At 68.7% G+C, this 23,024-nt stretch carries 14 protein-coding genes and 2 pseudogenes; 12 read left to right on the forward strand and 4 right to left on the reverse strand.

The window, feature by feature from the left end:
- Positions 1-208: 208 nt before the first annotated feature.
- The 3 genes from OG303_RS38735 to OG303_RS38745 all read left to right on the forward strand — a co-directional run bounded on the left by OG303_RS38735 (position 209) and on the right by OG303_RS38745 (position 6,698).
- Positions 209-3,661, forward strand: coding sequence for a DNA polymerase III subunit alpha (locus OG303_RS38735; RefSeq protein WP_405874483.1), 3,453 nt, complete (start codon positions 209-211; stop codon positions 3,659-3,661).
- The gene (locus OG303_RS38740; RefSeq protein WP_405874485.1) at positions 3,658-4,638 is read left to right on the forward strand and encodes a DNA polymerase thumb domain-containing protein; all 981 of its coding nucleotides are present in this window, start codon (positions 3,658-3,660) and stop codon (positions 4,636-4,638) included. Before OG303_RS38735 ends, OG303_RS38740 begins: the two co-directional genes overlap by 4 nt.
- Positions 4,639-4,874: 236 nt before the next feature.
- Positions 4,875-6,698: a glycoside hydrolase family 15 protein gene (locus tag OG303_RS38745; protein WP_405874487.1), complete on the forward strand. Its 1,824-nt coding sequence runs from the start codon at positions 4,875-4,877 to the stop codon at positions 6,696-6,698.
- Positions 6,699-6,862: 164 nt separating this feature from the next.
- Here the strand turns inward: OG303_RS38745 and OG303_RS38750 are convergent, their stop codons facing one another.
- From OG303_RS38750 to OG303_RS38760, 3 genes are all read right to left on the reverse strand, one after another.
- Complete coding sequence (locus OG303_RS38750; protein ID WP_405874488.1) at positions 6,863-8,179, reverse strand: DUF2254 domain-containing protein; 1,317 nt, start codon at positions 8,177-8,179, stop codon at positions 6,863-6,865.
- Entirely contained in the window at positions 8,176-9,933 is a 1,758-nt protein-coding gene (locus tag OG303_RS38755) for a cation:proton antiporter (protein ID WP_405874489.1), read from the reverse strand. Before OG303_RS38755 ends, OG303_RS38750 begins: the two co-directional genes overlap by 4 nt.
- 515 nt (positions 9,934-10,448) lie before the next feature.
- Positions 10,449-11,813 (reverse strand): glutamate decarboxylase, encoded by a 1,365-nt coding sequence (locus tag OG303_RS38760; protein WP_405874491.1) that lies wholly within the window; start codon positions 11,811-11,813, stop codon positions 10,449-10,451.
- A gap of 680 nt (positions 11,814-12,493) precedes the next feature.
- On the opposite strand from OG303_RS38760, the gene OG303_RS38765 reads away from it, so the two are divergent.
- The 4 genes from OG303_RS38765 to OG303_RS38780 all read left to right on the forward strand — a co-directional run bounded on the left by OG303_RS38765 (position 12,494) and on the right by OG303_RS38780 (position 17,287).
- Complete coding sequence (locus OG303_RS38765) at positions 12,494-13,330, forward strand: SDR family oxidoreductase (protein WP_405877686.1); 837 nt, start codon at positions 12,494-12,496, stop codon at positions 13,328-13,330.
- A gap of 6 nt (positions 13,331-13,336) precedes the next feature.
- Positions 13,337-14,665, forward strand: coding sequence for an NAD(P)/FAD-dependent oxidoreductase (locus tag OG303_RS38770; RefSeq protein WP_405874493.1), 1,329 nt, complete (start codon positions 13,337-13,339; stop codon positions 14,663-14,665).
- 97 nt (positions 14,666-14,762) lie between these two features.
- A complete protein-coding gene (locus OG303_RS38775) occupies positions 14,763-16,247 on the forward strand; it encodes a cytochrome ubiquinol oxidase subunit I (protein WP_405874495.1) in 1,485 nt (494 codons plus the stop codon).
- Entirely contained in the window at positions 16,247-17,287 is a 1,041-nt protein-coding gene (locus OG303_RS38780; protein WP_405874496.1) for a cytochrome d ubiquinol oxidase subunit II, read from the forward strand. Before OG303_RS38775 ends, OG303_RS38780 begins: the two co-directional genes overlap by 1 nt.
- 35 nt (positions 17,288-17,322) lie before the next feature.
- Here the strand turns inward: OG303_RS38780 and OG303_RS38785 are convergent.
- Positions 17,323-17,640: pseudogene (locus OG303_RS38785) on the reverse strand (dehydrogenase); the annotation flags it as partial.
- Positions 17,641-17,998: 358 nt separating this feature from the next.
- Here OG303_RS38785 and OG303_RS38790 point away from each other — a divergent pair.
- The 5 genes and pseudogenes from OG303_RS38790 to OG303_RS38810 form a co-directional block, all read left to right on the forward strand.
- The gene (locus OG303_RS38790) at positions 17,999-19,042 is read left to right on the forward strand and encodes an aldose 1-epimerase family protein (RefSeq protein WP_405874497.1); all 1,044 of its coding nucleotides are present in this window, start codon (positions 17,999-18,001) and stop codon (positions 19,040-19,042) included.
- Positions 19,043-19,734: 692 nt separating this feature from the next.
- The gene (locus OG303_RS38795) at positions 19,735-21,108 is read left to right on the forward strand and encodes a chloride channel protein (protein ID WP_405874499.1); all 1,374 of its coding nucleotides are present in this window, start codon (positions 19,735-19,737) and stop codon (positions 21,106-21,108) included.
- A gap of 430 nt (positions 21,109-21,538) precedes the next feature.
- Entirely contained in the window at positions 21,539-21,931 is a 393-nt protein-coding gene (locus OG303_RS38800) for a hypothetical protein (RefSeq protein WP_405874501.1), read from the forward strand.
- 29 nt (positions 21,932-21,960) lie between these two features.
- Positions 21,961-22,179 carry a hypothetical protein gene (locus tag OG303_RS38805; RefSeq protein WP_405877688.1) on the forward strand — a complete coding sequence of 73 codons (219 nt, stop codon included), beginning with the start codon at positions 21,961-21,963 and terminating at the stop codon, positions 22,177-22,179.
- Between the two features lie 306 nt (positions 22,180-22,485).
- Positions 22,486-22,883, forward strand: a pseudogene (locus OG303_RS38810) (SDR family NAD(P)-dependent oxidoreductase); the annotation flags it as partial.
- Positions 22,884-23,024 lie beyond the last annotated feature (141 nt).

Genomic DNA, 23,024 nt, shown 5'->3' on the forward strand with positions numbered 1-23,024 from the left:
TCTGAAGTGATTGCCCTCAACTGCTCTGCCCTGCCGGGGAGCTGACGGAATGCTGCCTGTTTCGGACGCTGTCCACCTCCCCGAAGAATCGGTCATGTGTTTGAACGTGGTCGCCGACCGGGGCTGATGGGGTTAGAGTAATCGAACGGACGTACGATGAACGTATCGGACATATGGTTGAAAAGGGGTGGAGTGATGGAGGTGCGGCATGGCGGGCTTCGCCCATCTGCACGTCGCGTCCGGTTACTCCGCTCGCTACGGCGCCGCCCACCCCGAGCAGCTCGTCCGGCGGGCGGCCGAGCGGGGCATGTCCGCGCTCGCGCTCACCGACCGGGACACGGTCACCGGAGCTGTTCGATTCGCCCAGGCCTGCATGAAGGACGGGGTCCGGCCGCTCTTCGGCATCGATCTGGCGGTGCAGGCCCTGGCGCCTCCGCCGCCCGCTCAGCGGCACCGCACCCCGGCGCGCGGTGGTGCGCACGTCGTCGAGCCGCCGCTGCGGTTCGTGCTGCTCGCACAGAACCGGGCGGGCTGGGCGCGGCTGTGCCGCATCACATCGGCGGCCCATGTCGGTGCCCTGTCCGGTACGCCGCCGGTGGTGCCGTGGGAGGCGCTGCGCGAGTACGGCGGCCCCGGGCTGACCGTACTGCTCGGACCGCTCTCGGAACCGGCGCGGGCGCTGTCGGTGGGCCGGGAGGACGTCGCGATGAAGCTGCTGGCGCCCTGGAAGGAGATCTTCGGGAGGCAGGTCCGGCTGGAAGTCGTTGCGCAGAAACGTTCCGGCACTGGTCCCGGATCCCTGCGCCTGGCCGCCCGCACCCTCGCCCTGGCCGACCGTACCCGCACCACCGCCGTGCTCTCCAACGCGGTCCGCTACGCCGACCCCGACCAGCACCGGCTCGCTGATGTCCTGGACGCCGCACGGCTGTTGCGGCCGATCGACCGGCGCCGCCTGGACAGCGGGCAACGCTGGCTCAAGAACGAGAGGGCAATGACGGTCATCGCGCGGATGGTTGCCGAGTGCGCCGGAACGGATGCCCGGCGGGCACGCCGCCTGGTGGCGGACACCGCTGCCACGGCGGCCATGTGCGCCATCGACCCCGAAGCCGACCTCGGCCTCGGCACACCGCACTTCCCGGAACCGGCGCTCTTCGGCGCCGAGCCCGGATCGGGAGGAGCCGGAGAGCTGCTGCGCCGGCAGTGCGAGGCCGGCATGGCCCGACGTGGTCTCGACCGCGACCGGGCGGCGCTCGACCGGCTGGGCGAAGAGCTGAACGTGATCTCCAAGCTGGACTACAGCTCGTACTTCCTTGCCGTCGGCCAAGTCGTGGCCGACATCCGGGAGAAGGGCATCCGGGTCGCGGCCCGCGGCTCCAGTGCCGGGTCGATGGTCTGCCACGCCCTCGGCATCGCCACCGCCAACCCGCTGGACCACCGCCTGCTGTTCGAACGCTTCCTGAACCTGCGCCGGAAAACACTGCCCGACATCGACATCGACGTGGAGTCCGCCAGACGCCTGGAGTGCTACGACACGATCTTCGAACGGTTCGGCAAGGAACGGATCGCGGTCACCGCCATGCCCGAGACCTACCGTGCGCGCAGGGCACTGCGGGATGTTGGCCTGGCCCTCGGTATCGCGCCCTCGGACGTCGACCGGATCGCCAAGAGCTTCCCTCACCTGCGCGCCTCCGACATCACGAGCGCCCTCGCCGAACTGCCGGAACTACAGCAGCTGGCGGCGGAGGCAGACCGCTACGGCCCCCTGTGGGAACTCGCCGAGGGCCTCGACTCCCTGGTCCACGGCATGGCCATGCACCCCTGTGGCGTGGTCATCAGCAATGCCACCCTCCTGGACCGGCTGCCGGTGCAGCCCACCCCGCAGGGCGACTACCCCATGGCCATGGCGGCGAAGGAGGAGATCGAAGCGCTGGGCAACATCAAGCTCGACGTCCTGGGCGTGCGGATGCAGTCCGCGATGGCTCACGCGGTCACCGAGATCGAACGGACCACCGGCAACCACATCGACCTGGACGACCCCCAACAGGTGCCGCTCGACGACGTCTTCGCCTTCAAGCTCATCCAGGAGAGTCAGACCCTCGGCCTTTTCCAACTGGAGTCCCCCGGCCAGCAGGACCTCCTCTCCCGGCTCCAGCCCCGCGACCCCCAGGACGTCATCGCCGACATCAGCCTCTTCCGGCCCGGCCCGGTGGCCGGCGGCATGCCCGAGCGCTACATCGCCGCCCGCCACGGCGGCACACCCTCCTACGCCCACCCGGACCTCGAACCGGTGCTTTCCGACACCTACGGCGTGACCATCTGGCACGAGCAGATCATCGAGACGTTCTCGGTGATGACCGGCTGCGACCCGGCCTTCGCGGAGTTCACCCGGCGGGCGCTCGGCGACAAGGACCAACTGCCCAGGATCAGGGACTGGTTCCACGAGCTGGCACGCGCACGCGGCTACAGCGCGGCCGTCCGGGACGAGGTCTGGAAGACCGTCGAGGCCTTCGGTGCGTACGGCTTCTGCCGGGCACACGCGGTCGCCTTCGCCGTGCCGGCCCTGCAGAGCGCCTGGCTCAAGGCGCACTATCCGGCGTTCCTGTTGGCGGGCCTGCTCGAACACGACCCCGGGATGTGGCCCAAGCGCGTGCTCGTCGCCGACGCCCGCCGGGGTGGCGTGCAGGTCCTGCCTGTCGACGTCAACCGCTCCCAGGTGAGGCACACCGTGGAGAAGGGCGACGGAGACCAGTGGGGTGTGCGGCTGGCGTTGTCCGCGGTGCACGGCATCAGCGAGGACGAGTGCGCGCGGATCGAGGAGAGCCAGCCGTACGGATCGCTGTCGGACTTCTGGCAGCGGGCCCGTCCCAGCAGACCGATCGCCGAACGGCTCGCCGAGATCGGCGCGCTCACCTGCCTGCACGACGGCCGCCTCACGCGCCGCGATCTGCTGCTCCAGATCGCCGAGTTGCATCGGCAGTCCCGCAGCCGGACCGCGGGTTCAGGTCAACTGCCCATCGTTGCGAGCGCCGTTGGGGGAGTGGAGCCGAGCGGGCTGCCGGAGATGACCGGACGCGAAGCCCTGAGCGCCGAGTTGAGCACCCTCGGCATCGACGTCTCCAGGCATCTGATGGAGCATCACCATCGGCTGCTGCGCGAGATCGGCGCGACCGACGCCGCCCATCTGGCGGGTATGCGGGCCGGTCAGCAGGTCCTCGTCGCAGGCGTACGAGCCTCGACCCAGACCCCGCCGATCGCGAGCGGCAAGCGGATCATCTTCGTCACCCTGGAGGACGGGTCCGGCCTGGTAGACCTGGCCTTCTTCGAGGACTCCCACCCGGCCTGCGCGCACACCGTCTTCCACAGCGGGCTGCTGCTGGTGCGCGGCACGGTCCAAGTCCGAGGCACCCGCCGTACCGTCGTCGGTTCCATGGCCTGGGATCTGGACGAGATCGCCGCCGCCCGCCGCGACAACGGCCCCGAAGCCGCCCTCGCCCTGCTCGGCGCCGACCGCCCGCACCCGACCCCCGCCCAGCCGCAGCGCACGCTGGCCAACGGCACCACCGGCGCACGGCTGCATCCGTACGCCGACCTCCAGCCGGCCGGCACCCGCTCGGCCGACCTGAAGAAATTCGGCCACCGAAGCCCCGGGAGCGCGGGATGAGCGCACGTCAGCGGCACATCGCCCACCTCCATCTGCACGCTGGGCTGACCGAGGACCAGCTCGGCAGCGTGATCGAACTGATGTCTGGTATTACTCCTCACGTCCAAGCTGTCCCGCCAGGCGCCGTCCAACTCGACCTGACTTCGGCACTCAGATACTTCGATCTGTCCGCCTACGACGTCGTACAACTGGCGAAGCTCAGGTTGAAGGCTCTCTACGGCATCGACAGCAGCGCAGGGCTTGCGGGCAATCGCATGCTGGCGGCCATGGCGGCCGACGCGTCCGCGCCGGGCGAGACCACCTGGGTCCCCGCCAATCACGTGGCCGACTGGCTGTACCCGCGGCCCGTCACCGCGCTGCCCGGAGTCGGGCGCACCATGGCGGAAACGCTTCACAGATACGGCCTGCACACCATCGGCCAGATCACCGACCTGCCTTCGGTCGCCTTGCAGCGGCTCCTCGGCGTCGGCCAGGCGCGGCTGTTGGTCGAGCGTGCCCGCGGCCACGACCCTCGTCCGGTCGTCCCCGCAGAACCGGCAGCGCATCTGATCGCCGACCGTGTGCTGGAGCGGGACTGCCTCGACCCCGCACAGCATCACCGCGCAGTTCTGGGACTTGCCGACCAGATCGGCCAACGCCTGCGAGGCGAAAGCCAGATTGCGAGCCGACTCACCCTCACGGTGCGGTACGCCGACCGCAGCTCCACGACACGCACGCGCGCCCTGCCGGAACCCACCAACCACTCGCCCGCCCTCGCCGCGGCTGTGCTGAGCCTGCTGGCCGGTCTCGGATTGCAGCGAGCGCGAGTACGCGCCTTCGCGATCCGCGCAGACAACCTGCTGCCAACCGGCAGGGCCTATCGCCAGCTCTCTTTGGACCCCGGCGATGCCCGCGCCCGCGCGGCTGAAGCCGCCGCAGACCGCGCCCGTCGGCGCTTCGGACCGGAGGCTGTACGTCCAGCCGCTCTGGCGAACTGACCGCTTGTACCAAGAACCACCGGTTTGGCGAAGGCGGTCATGTGAGGCATGGCGTTCCCGTCCCTGTCGGCGGGGCGTCGTCGCCCCGCTTGCCGTGGTTGGAATCAGGGGCGTGATGTCTGCCTCCGTTCGGGCTGCGGCTTTCGGTCCGATTGGGCCGTCCGAGGTTCCGAGAGGCGGCCGCATATGGCCTGTCAGATAGTGGATCACGCCGAAACTTCCCTGATTGGACACTCATGGACCGCTATCCACCCATCGCCGACCACGGTCTGGTGGGCGACCTGCAGACCGCCGCCCTGGTGTCCTCTGAGGGCGTGGTGAACTGGTTCTGCTCGCCGAGGTTCGACTCGCCGAGTGTCTTCGCCTCGCTGCTCGATCACGACCACGGCGGGTATTTCCGGCTTGCACCGGAGCACTCGAACGTATCGTGCAAACAGCTCTACTACCCGGACACCGGCGTGCTGGTCACGAGGTTCATGTCGCCGGAGGGCGTCGGCGAGGTCATCGACTGGATGCCGGCGAACACCAGGCGCGTCCCCAGCGACCGCCACAGCCTGATGCGGGTGATTCGCGTGGTGCGCGGCACCGTGCGATTCGTTCTGGAGTGCAGGCCGCGGTTCGACTACGGCCGGGCCGACCACGAGCTCGACCTGCGGCCGCAGGGAGCAGTGTTCCGGGGTCCCGGTATCGCGGGTCATCTGCAGGCCAGCTTTCCGCTGGTACGGGATGGCCAGGACGTGAAGGGGGCAGTCACTCTCGGAGTCGGCGAGTCGGCCGTCGCCGTGTTCACCACGTGCGACGTGGACGGTGAGGCGCCGCCTCCGCTCACGGTCGAGAGCGTGACTTCGAGTTTGTGGCGTGAGGTGGACTTCTGGCAGAAGTGGCTGCACACCTCCCACTACCGGGGGCGCTGGGCCGAAATGGTGAACCGCTCTGCCATCACGCTCAAACTCCTGACCTACCACCCGACCGGTGCGCCGGTCGCCGCCGCCACCATGGGTCTTCCGGAGCAGGTCGGCGGTGAGCGCAACTGGGACTACCGGTATTCGTGGGTGAGGGACGGGGCGCTGTCGGTGAGGGCCCTGCTCGACCTCGGGTTCGCCGAAGAGGCGTCGGCGTTCACCAAGTGGCTGGGTGAGCGGATGCGCGACCGGGCGGATCTGCCCGGTGAACGCCTACAGATCATGTATCGGGTCGACGGGGACCCGCACCTGAGCGAGGAGATCCTCGACCACTGGGAGGGCTACCGCGGCTCGTACCCGGTTCGCGCCGGGAATGCGGCTGCCGACCAGCTGCAACTCGACATCTACGGCGAGGCCCTCTACGCGATGGCCGAGGGCATGGATGTCAGTGAGGAGCTTGGATACCACGGCTGGAAGGGGCTCGCGCGGACCCTGGACTGGCTTTCCGACAACTGGGATCGTCCGGACGAGGGAGTCTGGGAGACGCGCGGGGGCCGCAACGACTTCACGTTCAGCCGGGTGATGTGCTGGGTTGCCTTCGACCGGGGCCTCCGCCTGGCGACCGAACTGAGCCGGCCGGCCGACATTCTGCGCTGGCGCAACGCCCGTGACAGCATTCTCGAACAGGTGATGGACAAGGGCTGGAGCCAGGCCGAGCAGGCCCTGGTGCAGCACTACGGAGGGGACGTCCTGGACGCCTCCCTCATGCTGATCCCGCGTGTCGGGTTTCTCCCCGCGAAGAGCCCTGGCTGGCTGTCCACCCTGGACGCCATGGAGCGCAAGCTCGTATCGGACAGTCTTGTGTACCGGTACGACCCGGCCGCCTCCCCGGACGGTCTGCGCGGCTCGGAGGGCACCTTCAGCCTCTGCACCTACCTCTACGTCGACGCCATGGCCCGGGCCGGGCGGATCCGTCCGGCCCGCTACACCTTCGAGAAGATGCACACCTACGCCAACCATGTCGGCCTGTTCGCTGAGGAGATCGGCCCAAGTGGCGAGCAACTCGGCAACTTCCCACAGGCGTTCACCCACCTGTCGCTCATCATGGCGGCATCGACCCTGGACGAGGCCATTAACCGGCAGCGGCAGCGTGACTGAGCCGGAGCACGGGCAGCCGGGTCCGGGCGCGCCGAACCCTGCCGGCCGCCCGCAGAGCCGGGCCGCTTTCGGTGCTCTGTAAGCGCGCCCGCGGCAGCAGGCGGACACCGCCGGATCCCGCCATCAGGGCTCTACGTCGCCGACATCAGCGCTCTCTAGATGTCCTACGGGCCGGGCCGGCCGGGCGGTGAGGCGTCGGGGTGCGCGTCCCGGCGGCGCCGTCCCCCGATGCCCTGGGGGTCGGCCGTGCGTGCGTCGGCGCGGCGAGGGGCGTCGCCGAACTCTCTTTCTACCGCGTTGTCGAGGAGGCCGAGTTCGGCACGGAGCGCGGGCCTGCACTCCTCCGGCATCGTTGAGAGGAGACCTTCGAGGAGGGCCCGGAGCCGTCGGCAGACCTGGACGGAGGTTGCACCGTAGTCGCGGATCTCGGTGACGGCGAGTTCCAGGTAGCTCTCCCAGGGCCGGCCGGGCAGCACGACGCGTGGCCTGCCACGGTCGTCGGCGAGCACGTACTGACTGCGGGTTCCGGCACGTCCGATGGCGTGCAGGAACGCCTCGATGTGGTTCAGCACCTGGACGGCTGTGGTGGGGTCGTTGACCGCGGGCGAGAGGGCCCTGATGGCGATGTCGACCAGGATGCGCAGGGCGAAGGCCGGGTCCTGCTCGATCGTCCGCTCCGGACCGAGGGCGAGGAGTTCGGTCACGTGGCGCGGGGCAGGGGTGGACGTACCGCCGTGGATCTCGACGACGGTGCCGCTGGGCGGCACGAAGTCTCCGACGGAGGCGGCCAGCACGAGCACGCATTCGTGCCGCGCCGCGAGCGAGACCATGCCGGGTGCGTCGAATGCCTGGATGACACCGCCGCGTTCCGACCGGATGCGGGTCACCGGGCCGGCCGCCAGTGGCACCCCGGCGGGCGCCGCGGTGCTCCGTACATGTGCCGCGATGCGGTCGAGGACCTGTTCGCCCTGGCGTCCCACGATGTCGGCGATGGCCACGGGCCGCAGGTTGTGGGTGAAGCGGTTGAGGTAGATCAGCAGGAGCAGGAGGCTCACGGACACGGCGATGCCGGCCAGGGTCACACCGAGGTTGGGCACTGAGTTGGTCTCGATGCTCCGCAGCAGTGTGTAGGCGAACGAGAAGGTGCCGGTGAAGGTGGCCAGCACGGCCTTCTGCAACCGGTCGCGGTACCAGAGCCGCATGTAGCGCGGTGAGAGGGTGCCGGTGGCCTGTTGGATGACGAGGACCCCGATGGTGACGACGAAGCCGAGCAGCGCGATCATCGCGCCGACCACGGAGCTGAGGACGTTGCTTGCGGTCGACGCGGAGTAGTCCCAGGTCTTCGGCAGCCAGGAGGCCCCGTCCATGGCGGACGTCGCTTCGGCGAGGGCGACACCGAGCAGGAGCCCGAACAGGGGGACGATCCACAGACTCGCCTTGGCGTACTGCCGTAGTCGGAAGCGTGCGGCCCACGAGGTCATACGGAGCCCATCAGTACGGCGGTGTCGCCCGGCTTGGGTGTGATCGTCTGCGACCCGGTGACCGGGGCCAGTTGGCCGTCGGCCCGGACCACGAACAAGATGTCGTAGTCCGAAGGGATCGGCTTGGATCCGGGCTGCACGTGGAAGCGGGCGCCCTGCTCATAGCGGGCCGCCAGGCGGTGCCGGACGAGCGCGCGGCCGAAGAGGATGTCGCCGCCGGTGTAGGGGGCGACCACGCCGTGGCTGTCCCGCGGTGGCCCGACCCGGTAGACGGGCCCTTGCACGTTGTCCTTGATGACGACGGAGGCGAGGGCGTTGAAATCGTCGTCGTCGGTGAGCAGGAACACCGCCGATACGCCCTCCAGGCGGGCTCGGGGGTTGGTCGCGGTCGCCAGCATCTCTCCGTGAGCGAGTTCGATTCCGGCTGTGGTGATTCGCTTGCGTTCCGCGTCGAGCCCAGCCCACATCAGGACGTCGAGCCCGGCAGTCTTCAGAGCCTTCCCCAGGCCGATCACCCACGGGGCTCCGCCCACCAGGAGAGGCCGCGTCCGCGCCGATCGGACGACGCCCAGCTTCCGGGCCACGGGCGCGGCGGTCAGGGCGTAGAGCAGGACCGTCCCCACGATCACGAGAAAGGTGATGGGAAGGATCTTGGACGCGCCGGGCAGTCCTTTCGCCACGAGGGTGGCGGAGAAGGCGGACGCGGTTGACGCCGCGACGATGCCGCGCGGCGCCATCCACCCGATGAAACCCCATTCGCCCACCGTCAGGTCAGAACCCCAGGCCGCGGCGAATGCGATCAGCGGCCGGACAACGAGGACGAGCACGGCGATCAGGATGAGCGAGGGAACCAGGACGGGAACAACGGACGCAGGAGTGACCGCGGAGGAGATGGAGATGAACAGCAGGCCGATGATCATCTGTACGAGCGTTTCGAGGAAGGGTCGGCGAGCCGGCATGTCCATCGCCGGGAGGTTGGCGATGGCCAGTCCAGTGACGATGGCGGCGATGAGACCGGTGTCGTCGCGGACGATGTCGCAGGTAGCGGAAACGAGGATCACCGTCGCCAACTGGGCGAGGGTGCCGAGTGTCTCGCCGAGTCGCAACTTGTGCAGCGTCAGCCAGAGGATGGCGGTGCCCACCGCGCCGCCCGCGAGGCCGACGCCCATGCTGATGAGGAATTGCCCGATCTGGTAGCCCCGGCCGATGTCGATCCGGTGAGAGGTCGCGACGGCGTGGAAGGTGACGGCTCCGAGGATGCCGCCGATCGGGTCGGTCAGCGTTCCTTCCCAGATCAGGATGCGCCGCAGTTTGTCCGTCGGCCGGACATACTCCAGCAGGGGGCCGACCACTGTGGGACCGGACACGACGAGGATCATGCCGATCATCGCGGCCACCCGCAGCGGGATGTCGAACAGAGCCGGCCCGATACTCCCCACGGCGAAGAAGGTGACCAGGATGCCGATGATCAGCAGTCGCGTGACGGTTCCGCGGGTACGGCCGGTCAGGTTGCGCAGGTTCAGCCCGAGGCCCGCGTCGTAGAGGATCACGGCGACGGACAGCGAGACCAGCGCGGAAAAGTCCGGGCCGATGAGCCGCTCGGGGTGAATGATGTCGGTCAGGGCGCCCGCCGTGAAGCCGACCGGCAACAGGATGATCAGCGCGGGGACGCGCAGCTTGTTCGCCAGGATCTGCGAGCCGGTGGCGAGGGCGACGGTCAGGGCGATGCCCAGGAGGATGTCCTCGTCGGTCATGGCGGTCGTCCTCCTTCCACCGCTCGGTGACGTGGGATTTCAAGCGCGTCCACAAGTCCTGCGCCCCGTCTGGAGGGGGATCTTGGAATCCAGTTGCGCCCGACTCGACGCCGATGAGGGTTGCCTTCAGGACATCCGCCGAGCACGCCCGTACCCAGACCGACCGTGGGCATGAGGCGGTTACGTCGAGGTCCACTCCACTGCACCTGCGTACGGCACGCACCGCCGCAAAGCCGTCTGGGTGACCCGGCCGTCCGCGCCGTTGCTGGGCAAGCACGTTGACCCCCCGGGCGACGACGAGTCCGAGGATCAGCAGAGAGACGAGGGACTGAACCCCCATGACGATCTTTGCCCAGGGGGCCACGACCCGCAGGACTGCCGAGCGTCGGCTGCTCCTCAGCGACCGTGCGTCTCTACGACGGAACGCTCGAACTCGGTGGGATCCAGCCCAGCAACGTTCTGCCGGCCAGGAGAGACCGGTTCTGTCGCTCGTCCTGAAGGTGCCGGTTGCTGCGTCAGAAGCCGGTGCTGCGGTGAACCTGAGCCAGCTCGACCTCGGTGATCGCACCCTTGTGGTCCAAGGTGCTGCACGCGTCAGCGATGTCCTGAGTCAGACGCTCGATCTGCTCACGACTCAAGGTCTCCTTGACCAGGGCTCGCAGGATCTTCACCCGCTCGGCATTGGGCGGGAGCGTGTACGCCGGCACCATCCAGCCGCGCTCGGCCGAGAGCTGCCAGGCGATGTCGGACTCGTCATAGGCGTGCTTGCCGGCGAGGCGGAAGGCGACCAGCGGCAGCTGCTCGAGGTCGCTGCCAATCACTTCGAAGCGACCGCTGTTACGGAGGTTGTCCGCCAACGCGCGGGCGTTCTTCTGCATCGTCTCCATGACGTAGGTGTAGCCCTGGCGACCCAGCCTCACGAAGTTGTAGTACTGCGCGAGCACCATTGCCGAGCCGGTCGAGAAGTTCAGCGTGAAGGTCGCGTCGGTCTTTCCCAGGTAGTTCTCGTAGAACACGAGGTCCTCGGCCAGGTCGGACTCCTCACGGAAGACCAGCCAGCCGACGCCGGGGTAGACCAGGCCGTACTTATGGCCCGAGACATTGATGGAGCGGACCTGCTCGAGTCGGAAGTCCCATTTCGAATCCGGGTAGAGGAAGGGCCACACGAAACCGCCGCTGGCGCCGTCGACATGAATCGGGATGTCGAGGTCCCGTTCCTTACGGATTTCCCGCAGGAGCTTGTTGATCCCGACAACATCATCCATGTGACCGGTGAACGTGGTGCCGACCACGGCGACGACACCGATCGTGTTCTCGTCGAGGTGGGGTTGAACGTCCTCCGGGCCGATCGTGTACTTGTCCTCGGCAAGCGGCACGATCCGCGGCTCGACGTCGAAGTAGCGGCAGAACTTCTCCCACACGACGTGGACGTCACCGCCGAAAACCAGATTGGGCCGGTCGACCGACAGGCCGGCCGCCTGGCGGCGTTCCCGCCACTTCCACTTCAGCGACAGCGCACCGAGCATGATCGCCTCGGACGAGCCCTGGGTCCGACATCCCGTGGTCTTGCCCGGTGCGTGGAAGAGGTCGGCGAGCATGCGCACGCAGCGCTGCTCGATCTCGGCGGAGATGGGGTACTCCGCGTGGTCGATGAAGTTGCGGTGGAGGTTCTCGGCGATGACGCGTTGCGCCTCCGGCTCCATCCAGGTGGTCACAAACGTGGCGAGATTGCGCTGCGGGTCGCCTTCCATGACGAGGTCCTCATCCAGCAGCCTCATGGCATCCGTCGCCGGCATCCCCTTCTCAGGGAATTTCTCCGACGGGGCAGGCACGGTCAGGAAACGGTTACCGAACAGGTCCGCGACGTCTCTCTTGGTCATGCCTACGATTCAACCAGTTCCAGAGCTTTACTCTGGGAAGTACACGCCGACGAAGTGCAGCGATCCACGGCTTCCTTCACATCCACCACTATTACCGCAACCAATATTGGAGCCTCTTTACGCCTGGCCGTTCGCGGCCCTCAATCGCCGGAGATTAGCTACAAGGCGTAAATCGACCTTGCCTGTTGACTCCCAGAGACTTTTGCCTCACGTCGACCTGACCTGGACGCGAGGTCATGGTCGATATCCGGGCCGTGCAAGGCTCCGGCATTCCATATTTCGCGCGGCGCAGAAGGAACCTCGATTGAAATCGACCACCACTCGGTCATCCATTTGATAAATCGCCGCTCCCAGGCATGCCGATAATGAAATGGAGCGGGAACGGTTGCACCTGCCCAACGAGCACGGATTCATCCCATGTCCCTCGGCGTGCCCGCACGACTCCGGCCGGGGAAGGGCCCGGGCGGCTCGTAGCCCGACCGTGTGACAGGCCCGCCGGAATCGGCGGCACCGCGTGCCGGTCGGACTCGCCCGCGCCGCAGGGTGCTTTCGTCTGGGGGGCCGGGTGTGCGACGGCTCCTGTGTCTGTCCTGGCGGGCCGGCTGAGTCCCGGCCTTCCTCACGTGCGCCGCCCGTTTCCTTGAGGGCGTGCCGTCCGAAACGCCCAAGGAGAGATCGTGGTGGCAGCGAAAGTCGAGAACCGCGGGACGACGTCCGCGCAGCTCCTCAAGGGCCAGAAGGCGTTGGTGACCGGCGCCAACTCGGGCATCGGCCTGGCGACCGCCGTTGCCCTGGGGCGGGCCGGAGCGGACGTCGTGGTGAACTACGTCGTCGGTGCGCATGAGGCAGAGAACGTTGTGAAGGAGATCGAGGGCTTCGGGGTCCGCGCCTACGCCCATGAGGCCGACGTGTCCGACGAGGACCAGGTGACGGCCATGGTCGCGCGGATGGTCGAGGAGTTCGGCACCATCGACATCATGGTGGCCAACGCGGGCCTCCAGCGGGACGCAGCCGTGACGGAGATGACGCTCGCACAGTGGCGGAAGGTCATCGATGTCAACCTGACCGGCCAGTTCCTGTGCGCGCGGGAGGCCGCCAAGGAGTTCATCCGGCGCGGTGTGGTGGAGGAGGTGTCCCGTTCGGCGGGAAAGATCATCTGCATGAGCTCGGTCCACCAGATCGTCCCGTGGACGGGCCACGTGAACTACGCCTCGTCCAAGGGCGGTGTGGGCATGCTGATGCAGACCCTCGCCCAGGAGCTGGCCCCTCAGCGGATCAGGGTCAACGCGGTCGCACCCGGCGCCGTCCGCACGCCGATCAACCGCGACGCCTGGTCCACCCCGAAGGCCGAGGCCGAGCTGTTGCGACTGATCCCGTACCACCGGGTGGGTGACCCGGACGACATCGCCAACGCCGTCGTCGCCATGGCGTCCGACCTGCTCGACTACGTCGTCGGCACCACCCTCTACGTCGACGGCGGAATGACGCTTTTTCCCGGCTTCGCCACCGGAGGCTGATCTCCGATGCAGGATCACATCACGCCTCGCCGGGTGGTGATCCTCGGCGGGGGGTTCGCCGGGCTGTTCGCCGCCCGCGCCCTGCGGAAGTCACCGGTCGCGGTGACCGTGGTCGATCGTCGTGCCCACCACCTCTTCCAACCGTTGCTGTACCAGTGCGCCTCCGGGATCTTGTCCGAGGGGCAGATCGCCCAACCGCTGCGCGGGGTCCTGCGGCGCCACTACAACGTGAGCTGCGTGCTCGCCGAAGCCACCGACGTGGATGCCGGTGCCCGGCTGGTCCATGCCCGGCGGCCCGAGGGGGGAGCCGTCGTGCTGCCGTATGACGATCTGATCGTCGCGGTCGGCATGCGCCAGTCCTACTTCGGGCACGACGAGTTCGCCGCGCACGCCCCCGGAATGAAGACCCTGGACGACGCGCTCGATATCCGCCGACGGATCTACCGGGCGTTCGAGATGGCCGAAACGGCCGTAGACGACCGGGAACGGCAGCAGTGGCTCACCTTCGCGCTCGTCGGTGGTGGGCCGACCGGCGTCGAACTCGCCGGACAGATCCGGGAGATCGCCGGCCACACGCTCGACCGGGAGTTCCAGACGATTGATTCCGCCAGGGCCCGGGTGCTGCTCTTCGAGGGGTCCGACGCGGTGCTGGGCGCGTTCGGCCCGCCGCTCGCCCACCGTGCGGCCCGAACCCTGCAGGGCCTCGGCGTGGAGCTTCACCTGGGCACGATGGTCACCGACATCGACGCGCACGGCCTGACAGTACGAGATCACGGCGGTGCGACGACCCGGTACGACGCACGCACCGTGCTGTGGACCGCGGGTGTCGAGGCGCCGCCGATCGCGGCCGCGCTGGCCCGGGCGACCGGTGCCGAGCAGGACCGCGCCGGACGCATCCTGGTCGAACCCGACCTCACCGTCCCCGGCCATCCGGAGATCCGCGTCACGGGCGACGTGATGAGCCTGAACAAGCTGCCGGGCCTGGCCGAGGTCGCCATGCAGTCGGGGGCGTACGCGGGCCGGAGGGTGCGCCACGCCGTCGAAGGCAGGACGAAGGAGCCGAAGCCCTTCAAATACCTGGATCTCGGCAGCGCCGCCTACATCGCCCGCGGCCGGGCCGTGGTCAAGGCCGGCCCTCTGCATCTGTCGGGCTTCACTGGCTGGCTGGCCTGGCTCTTCATTCACCTGGCCTTCCTGACCGGCTTCCGCAGCAGGCTGGGAGCGGTGCTGAGCTGGTCAGTGGCCTTCGCCACCGGTTCGCGTCGCGAGCGCGCCTTCACCATGCCCGACTCGGATGCGTCGGCGGCCCAGGCGCCTCCGTCTCCGTCTCCGTGAGGAGGACCCCGGCCGACCCTCTACGGCCGCAATCTCTCCACGTCCTGTCCCTCCTCAGTCCCACCACCCCCGCGCGGGGCAGACCATCGAGGCGCACATGCTCAGCACCGCCGTCCTTCTGGCGAACAGCACCCCGCCCCAACTCCTGCCGGCCCGAGAGCTGATGGCCTTCACCCTGGCCTCGCACATCCTGCTGGTCCCGTTCGGTGTGGCACTGCCGTTCATCACCCTGCTGATGCACCACCGGGGACTGCGTCGCAACGATCCCGTCGCCCTTCAGCTCGCCCGGCGCTGGTCGGCGGTGATGGCCGTCCAGTTCGCCATCGGCATCATCACGGGCACCGTGCTGTCCTTCGAGTTCGGTCTGCTGTGGCCCGGCATGATGGGCCGTTGGGGCGACGTCTTCGGCCTCGGGTTCGGCGTCGAGGCATGGGCGTTCTTCCTGGAGGCCGTCCTGATCGCGATCTATCTCTACGGCTGGCGCCGGCTCAAGCCCTGGACCCACTTCTGGCTCGCCGTACCGCTGCCGTTGGCCGCCCTGATGGGGGCGTTCGGCATCATCGCGGCCAACTCCTGGATGAACACCCCGCAGGGATTCAGCCTCGACGCCCAGGGCAAGCCGATCCACGTCAACGTGCAACAGGCGATCTTCACACCGATCTTCGGCCCGGAGTACTGGCACTTCGTGGTCGCGATGCTCCTGACCGCCGGCTACGTGGTCGCCGGCGTGTACGCGGTCGGCTGGCTGCGCGGGCGCCGCGACCGCTACCACCGGCTCGGCTTCACCGTGCCTTTCACGGTCGCCGCGATCCTCACACCGGTCCAGTTCATGCTCGGCGATTCAGCCGCTCGCTCCGTCTTCCACAAGCAGCCGATCAAGTTCGCCGCCATGGAGTTCGTCTGGAAGACCGACACTCACGTACCGGAATACATGTTCGGACGGCTGAACAGCGACGGCACGGTCTCCGGCGGATTCAAGATCCCCCAGCTGGACTCGATCCTCGCCGGCTTCAAGCCCAGCACGCAGGTGACCGGGCTGACGTCGGTATCGGCCGCCGACCGCCCCACCGTTGTCCAGGCCACCATCGCCCACTGGGCCTTCGACATCATGGTCACCATCGGCAGCGTGCTGATCCTGCTGGCGCTCTGGTACGCCTGGTCCTGGTGGAGGCATCGGGACAACCCGCACAGTCGTTGGTTCTACCGCTGCGCCGCGCTCGCCGGGGTCGCGTGCCTGGTCACCGTGGAGTGCGGCTGGATCACCACGGAGGTCGGCCGTCAGCCCTGGATCGTCTACCACCACATGAGGGTCTCGGAGGCGGTGACCAGCAGGAGCGCCGGATCGCTGTGGGCGGTGCTCGGCATTGTCGTGGTCGTGTACGTGGCCGTTTTCGGCGCGTTCCTCGCGGTCGTCCTGAAGATGCGCACCCGCTGGCGCATCGCCGACGAGGGCTCGGCCGCCGCGCGTGCCGAGGAGCCCCCGGAGACCGACACCCCCTACGGGCCCAGGAGCGAGCCCGAGCCCGCAGCCGCCGGCGCCACGCCCGGCGGGTCCGATCACACCCCCGGCGGTGCGTTGTAATGGCCGAATTCATCGCATGGGTACTGGTGATCGCGATCGCCGCCTACGCCTGCGCCGGAGGCACCGACTACGGCGCGGGCTTCTGGGACCTGCTGGCCGGCGGCGCGGAGCGCGGCAAGCGGCCCCGCTGGCTCATCGACCACGCCATGGCGCCGGTCTGGGAGGCCAACAACGTCTGGTTGATCTTCGTTCTGGTCATCATGTGGACCGGTTTCCCGACGATGTTCCAGGCCGTGTTCGACGCGATGTGGCTGCCGCTCGCCCTCGCCGCCGCCGGCCTGGTGCTCCGCGGCGCGGGGTTCGCCCTGCGCAAGCCGACCCGCCGCCTGGCCCAACAACGGATCTACGGCGCGATGTTCGCCGTCTCGTCACTGGTGACGCCGTTCTTCCTCGGGACGGTGCTCGGCGGCATCGCCTCCGGTCGGGTCGAGGTCGGCACCACCGCCTCCGCGGACGCCTGGGCCAACGGAACCTCCGTCCTCACGGGTCTGCTGGCCATCGCAGCCACCGCATTCCTGGGGGCGGTGTTCCTCTGCTCCGATGCCCTGCGGTTCGACGCGCCCGATCTCGTCGACTACTTCCGCCTGCGGGCGCTGATTGCCTTCGGCGCCGTCGTGGTTCTCGCGTTCATCGCCCTGCCCGTCACCCACGACGAGGCCCGGTACGTCTGGGACGGCCTCACCGGAGGCTGGGGACTGGTGCTGGTCATTCTGGCCGCGGTCTGCGGTCTGGCCACGGTGCTGCTTCTGCTGCGCCGGTCCCACGGCTGGTCCCGTTACACCTCGGTGGCGAGCGTCGCCCTGGTCGTCGGTGCCTGGGGCTTTGCGCAGCGGCCCTACCTGCTGCCCACCTCGCTGACGGTGGCCGAGGCGGCCGGGGCCCCGCACACCCTGCGCTGGCTGGTGATCGTCACGGGCATCGCGATCGTGCTGGTCGGCCCGGCGCTGGTCGTGCTCTACCGGCTCGACACCATGGGTGAGTTGGAGGAGCTCACCGACGCCGACACCAGTGCCGCCAGAGCACCCGGCGACAACCTGTAGCTGCGTTCAACCGGTTCACAGAGTGACGGGCCCCGTCAGCTCAGCCGGGCGGCGATGTGGTCGCCCACCCGCAAGGCGCTGGCGATGGCGGTCAGGGACGGGTGCGCGGTGGCGCCGATCGGCATGCCCTTGTGCAGGTAGATGCTGTGATCCAGCAGGTGGTGCTCGTGCATGCCCAGGTGTCCGAGCATTCCCCGCAGCTTGTGCTGGAGGCGCTTCAACCCGGCGATGTTGTTCTTCTCGTCGAGAGCCAGGTGGATGGCGTCGTCCTTGTCGAGGGTGACCCGGCTTTCGGGCAGCGGCAGGTCTTCCCCGCACAGCCAGAAGTCGACGGTGTGGTGGGCGAGTACCTCGTGGGTCGACTGGCGGCGACCCGGCAGAGTCGATCAGGCGCCCAGTCATTTCACGGCCTGGACAGAGTGCACCGTCTGGTCGACGAGGGCCTGGGAGGAGGTCGAAGCGCGGATTCGCCATGAGGGCACCCCTCTGCGGTGACGCCGCCATCCGGGAGCCGGCACGAGCGCCCTTGCGTCGACCGCCGCCCGCTCCTGTGGCCTCAGTGGGCGAACCTGCCCTGCGATCGCGCCGACAGGAACGTGTCGTGCTTGACCGGGCCCATGAGGAGCCGCACGCTCCCGACGGGAGGCCGGTATCGCAGGCCACCACTACGCAGACGTCCGAGGACGGCCGGGCGGACCCAGGAGGCCACGCGTGCAGGAGAGCCGCACCGGACGGCAACTGACCCTTCGGCATGGCACGCACCGTGCCGTTGTCGTTGAGCTGGGCGCGGCCCTTCGGTCGTACGCGGTCGGTGAGCGCACCGTGATCGACGGATTCGCCGAACAGGACCGGATCACCGGCGGACGCGGCCAGATCCTGGTGCCGTGGCCCAACCGGATCCGCGACGGCCGCTACTCCTGGGAAGGGCAGGATCTGCAGCTGCCGCTCACTGAGCCGACCCGAGGCAACGCCATCCACGGGCTGCTCCGGTGGGTCGCGTGGCAGGTAGTGGAGGCGAGCGACAGCCGCGCCGTCCTGGAGGTCTCGCTGTGGCCGCAGCCGGGCTACCCGTTCCACCTCCACGTCCGCGCCGAGTACACCCTGGGTGAGAGAGGGCTCGAAGTCGCCGTCACCGCGCGCAACCTTGACGCGAGCGCCGCGCCGTACGGCTTCGGCCAGCATCCCTACGTCACCGCGGGCACCGCCGTCGTCGACCAGGCGGTGCTGACCGTCCCCGCACGCACGTGGCTGCGCACCGATGAGCGCGGCCTGCCGGTCGCCGCCGAGCCGGTCGCCGGGAGCGAGTACGACCTGCGAACGCCCCGAGCTGTCGGTGCGCTCCGGCTGGACACCCCTTTCGGCGACCTCGACCGAGACGCGGACGGCCGGGCCGTGGTGCGCCTGGCCCACCCGTCGGGTGCGTTCGGCACGGACGTGTGGCTTGGTGAAGGCGCCGACTACGTGCAGCTCTACACCGGCGACACCCTCCCGCCGGGGGAGCGTCGTCGTGCGGTCGCCATCGAGCCGATGACCTGCCCGCCCGACGCCTTCCGCAGCGGCACCGGGCTCGTCAGCCTTGGCCCCGGCGAGGAGCACACCGTCCGCTGGGGGATCACCCCGTGGGGGAGTGACGACGCCGTCACGGCGCCCGACAGTCACACAGCACTCGGCGGGGGTCTGACCCGGCCGGCCACGCAGCCGCTCGGCAAGAGCACCCGCTCGTCCCACCACGCCGCACCGAAGGGCCGAATGTGACGACGAACCAGGTACTCATCGGCGTGGGCGTGATCCTGGCCCTGGCCGTCGGATCGCAGATCCTGGCCGGCAGCACGCCACTGCCTGAGCCAGGAGACAGACACCTGGTCCTCCTGGCTCCCGCCGAGGGCGGTCGGTCATCGGAAGCAAGGGGGCTATGAGGGGGCCGACCTCGTAAGGCGAGACAACCAGTCCGCCCGCACCTTCACCTCGCCCTGCGCTACCGACAGGCGATCCTCGGCACGCATATGCCGTGATGCCGAACGGGGCAACGGCCACCATGATCGGTCTTGAGGGTGAGCGCGTGGGCGGGACCAGAGTCCGCGCTGTGTGCCCGGATCGTCCTGTAGTGGTCACCACCCCAGGGCGATCACGGATCAGCGTCCATTGACCCGGAGGGTAGTGATGTCGCAGAGGGCAGCCGCTGCTCCACGCCCGGCGGGGCGCTCGTCGCTGATTTTCTCGGCCCAGCCACGCAGAGTACGAACCGTAGGAGGAGCGCACCGGCCCCTTGCGGATTCCGTAGGAGCGGCCCGCCCACCGGATCCCGGAACCCGTACCGATCCCTTTCGGCCCAGTGAGTCCCCATCATTTCGGTTCCACCGAGGCGCCGCGGCGATCATGGCCGGTTGCCCCAGCTCCGGAATCATGGCCAAGTCCTGCTGTGACGCGCGCATGTCTGAGGTCTCGGCGTGACCTCTCCGAACCGTCCGAGCAAGCCTGACGGACAGCCTCCTGCAGCCACCACGGACCCACTCTCACTCGTCCGCAGCCGCGGTTACGCGGTTCTCCTTTTGATCGCGGCGGTTCTCGGTGTCCCGATCTCGGCGGCGGCTTTCGGTTTTCTCGCACTCGTCAACGAGCTCCAGTCGCTCACCTACACCGACCTGCCCAAAGCCCTGGGCTTCCATGGCACGCCCAGCTGGTGGCCGGTACCGCTGCTGGCCGTGGCCGGGCTCCTCGTCGGCCCGATCGTCCGATACCTCCCCGGCAACGGTGGACACGAGCCGGCCCACGGATTCGTACCCTCGGGCCCGACCCCAACAGCCAATCTGCCTGGCGTGGCGCTCGCCGCGCTGGCCTCACTCGGCCTCGGGGCTGTCATCGGGCCGGAGGCCCCGCTCATCGCCCTGGGCAGCGGCCTCGCCGTGGCCGCGCTGCGACTGACGCGGAAGTCGTTCCCGAAGCAGGCAACCGCCGTCGTGGGAGCCTCCGGGAGCTTCGCCGCGATCAGCACCCTGCTCGGCTCACCGCTGCTCGGAGCATTCCTGCTCATGGAAATGTCCGGCTTCGGTGGAGCGATGCTCGGCGTCGTCCTGGTACCCGGATTGCTCGCCTCCGGCATTGGTGCGCTCATCTTCACCGGCCTGGGCTCGTGGACCGGCCTGGGCACCTACTCGCTGACCCTGCCGAACGTCCCCCATGCCGCCACGCCGGACGCCGCCGGGTTCGGCTGGGCGCTCCTGATCGGGGTAGCGGCGGCTCTGCTCGGCGTCGGGATTCGGTGGCTCGCCCTCTCCTTGCTGAAACTGGTCAAACGGCGACGGCTGACGGCCACCGTACTCGCGGGCGTCGTCGTCGGTGTGATCGCGCTGCTCTACGAGGTGTGGACCGGCCACCCGGCATCGGGAGTCCTGTACTCGGGACAGAGCGGCCTCGGTCCCCTTCTCACTGAGAACGCGCAGTATTCGGCAGGCGCCCTTGTGGTGCTCGTCGCCTGCAAGGCAGTGGCGTACTGCGTGTCCATGGCAGCGTTCCGTGGCGGCCCGGTGTTCCCCTCCATGTTCGTGGGCGCAGCCGGAGGCATCGCACTCTCCCACCTGCCCGGGCTCGGTGTGACCGCCGGGCTCGCGATGGGCGTGGGTGCGATGTCGGCGGCGATGCTCAAGTTGCCCATGACCTCCTTGCTGCTGGCCACCCTGCTTCTGGGCCAAGAGGGGCTTACCGTCATGCCTCTGGTGATCGTGGCGGTCGTGACCTCCTACGTCCTCACGCTCAGGCTGACCCCGCCGCCGACCACCGCACCCGCCACCGAGCAGGACGCAGCCGTGCCGCGGGGCGGCTGAGCTGCCAGGGGTGCGGTCCGCAGCTCGTAACCTCTCGTCGGAGGCCACGCCCGCCATCGCAGGTTCGGCTGGGCAGAGCCACGTCTTCGGCCGGCGCTGCGCCCTGCGCGGCGCAGCAGCCGGCGCTGCTGGCACCAGGGCGGCGGTCTACAGATCGTCCACCAGGCCGTGGTTGGCGATGGGGACAGCGGTCCATGAGCGTCCCATCCCAAGGTTCCGACGCCATCCACTGTCCGGCAGGCCACATACGGGCGCCTGTCGTAGCCGCGGACAGGGCCATCGTCCCGCGGTACCCACGAGCCGGTTCCCCGAAAGCACATGCGACCGCGCAACACTCCTGGGTCACTACCGATTGCGGGCTGCGGTGGTACTGCGTCTCATGGATTCCATGCAGCACCAAACCTCTCCACCAGACGGTGCCGTGCCTCCGATGGAGCGATCGCACTGGGTGGCCTTCGCCGGAATCCTGCTCTTGGTCAGCGCCCTGTTCAACCTGCTCAACGGATTTGTGGCGATTTTCAATCACGGCTACTACTCGACCGTCTATTCCGGAGGCAACCGGCTGCTCATCTTCAACTACACGGCTTGGGGCTGGATCTGGGTCGCCATCGGCATCGTGATGGCTCTGGCGGGTATCGGCGTGCTCGTGGGCTCCAGAGCGTCGCGGCTGACGGGCATCGGTCTGGCAGCGCTCTGTCTCGTCGGGCAGATGATCTTCCTTCCGGTCTACCCATTCTGGTCTCTGTTCACGATGCTGGTGTCCGTGCTGGTCATCTACGGTCTGCTGGCCGAGCCGCGACACGTGCACGGCGCGCGCGTATAGAACCAGTGGCGCACCTGAACGCCGACCTCGTGCTAGAGCGGGACTGCCTCTACCCGGCACAACACCACCGTGCGGTCCTGGGACTTGCCGACCGGATCGGCCAACGCCTGTGCGGGGTAAGCCAGTTCGCCGGCCGGCTCACCCTCACAGCCCGGTACGCCGACCGCAGCTCCACGACACGCACGCGCGCACTGCCGGAACCCACCAACCCTCACCCGCCCTCGCCGCGGCTTCCCTGGGACTGCTGACCTCCCTAGGACTGCAACAGCGAGAGTCCGCGCCTACGCGATCCGTGCTGACAACCTGCGGCCGACCGGCAGCGCCTACCGTCAGCTCTCCCTGGATCCGGCCGACGTCCGCGCCCGTGCGGCCGAAGCCGCCGCCGACCGCGCCCGCCGGCGCTTCGGACCGAGGGCCGTACGTCCAGCCGCTCTGGCGGACTGACCGCCTTCGCCAAGAATCAGCAGTACCGCGTCGGTGAAAACTGCCCGTCCTGGCGTGGCGGAGCGGTGACCGCGGGAGCCCCGGCCGGACGGGGGAGCCGGCCGGGCAGTCTGGTCAGCAATGCGGGGCGCACCCTCGACAAGCCGATCACGGAGACGGCGGCGGAGGACTGGGACGCCATCATGGCGGTCAGCGCCCGGGGTTCCTTCTTCTTCTTCTTCTTCGCCCGTGAAGCGTTCCGCGCGATGCAGAACCGAGGCGGTGGAGCCATCGTGAACACGGGCTCCTGCGCCGGCACCGTCGCGCTCCCGGAGGGCGTCGCGTACAGCGCGTCTAGGGTGCTCCGGCCCAGCTGACCAAGGTCCTCGCCGTTGAGGGCGGACCAGTGGGCATCCGGGCCGACATCGTGGCCGCGGGGGTCATCGAGACTGACTTCCTCGCTTCGCCGCGTTCCACCTTCGTCACGGGCGCCGTGGTCGCGGCGGACGGCGGCTTCGCCGCGGTCTGACCGGCAGAACCGCACCCGCGGCCGAGGCCCCGGTTGAAGCCGATGGGCGCAGTCGGGCAACAGGCGGACAGCGGTGGGTGTTTGCGCAGCGTGCGGCAGCGCGAACGCCCACGGAGTCCGGAATCGGCCCCTGCTCCCCTG

The organism is Streptomyces sp. NBC_00005 (assembly GCF_045160215.1).
Classification (GTDB): domain Bacteria; phylum Actinomycetota; class Actinomycetes; order Streptomycetales; family Streptomycetaceae; genus Streptomyces.

Excerpts from the sequence above, each read along its gene's own strand:
- OG303_RS38735 (WP_405874483.1), top strand. The coding sequence starts at position 209 with ATGGCGGGCTTCGCCCATCTGCACGTCGCGTCCGGTTACTCCGCTCGC.
- OG303_RS38740 (WP_405874485.1), top strand. The coding sequence starts at position 3,658 with ATGAGCGCACGTCAGCGGCACATCGCCCACCTCCATCTGCACGCTGGG.
- OG303_RS38745 (WP_405874487.1), top strand. The coding sequence starts at position 4,875 with ATGGACCGCTATCCACCCATCGCCGACCACGGTCTGGTGGGCGACCTG.
- OG303_RS38750 (WP_405874488.1), bottom strand. The coding sequence starts at position 8,179 with ATGACCTCGTGGGCCGCACGCTTCCGACTACGGCAGTACGCCAAGGCG.
- OG303_RS38755 (WP_405874489.1), bottom strand. The coding sequence starts at position 9,933 with ATGACCGACGAGGACATCCTCCTGGGCATCGCCCTGACCGTCGCCCTC.
- OG303_RS38760 (WP_405874491.1), bottom strand. The coding sequence starts at position 11,813 with ATGACCAAGAGAGACGTCGCGGACCTGTTCGGTAACCGTTTCCTGACC.
- OG303_RS38770 (WP_405874493.1), top strand. The coding sequence starts at position 13,337 with ATGCAGGATCACATCACGCCTCGCCGGGTGGTGATCCTCGGCGGGGGG.
- OG303_RS38775 (WP_405874495.1), top strand. The coding sequence starts at position 14,763 with ATGCTCAGCACCGCCGTCCTTCTGGCGAACAGCACCCCGCCCCAACTC.
- OG303_RS38780 (WP_405874496.1), top strand. The coding sequence starts at position 16,247 with ATGGCCGAATTCATCGCATGGGTACTGGTGATCGCGATCGCCGCCTAC.
- OG303_RS38800 (WP_405874501.1), top strand. The coding sequence starts at position 21,539 with ATGGAGCGATCGCACTGGGTGGCCTTCGCCGGAATCCTGCTCTTGGTC.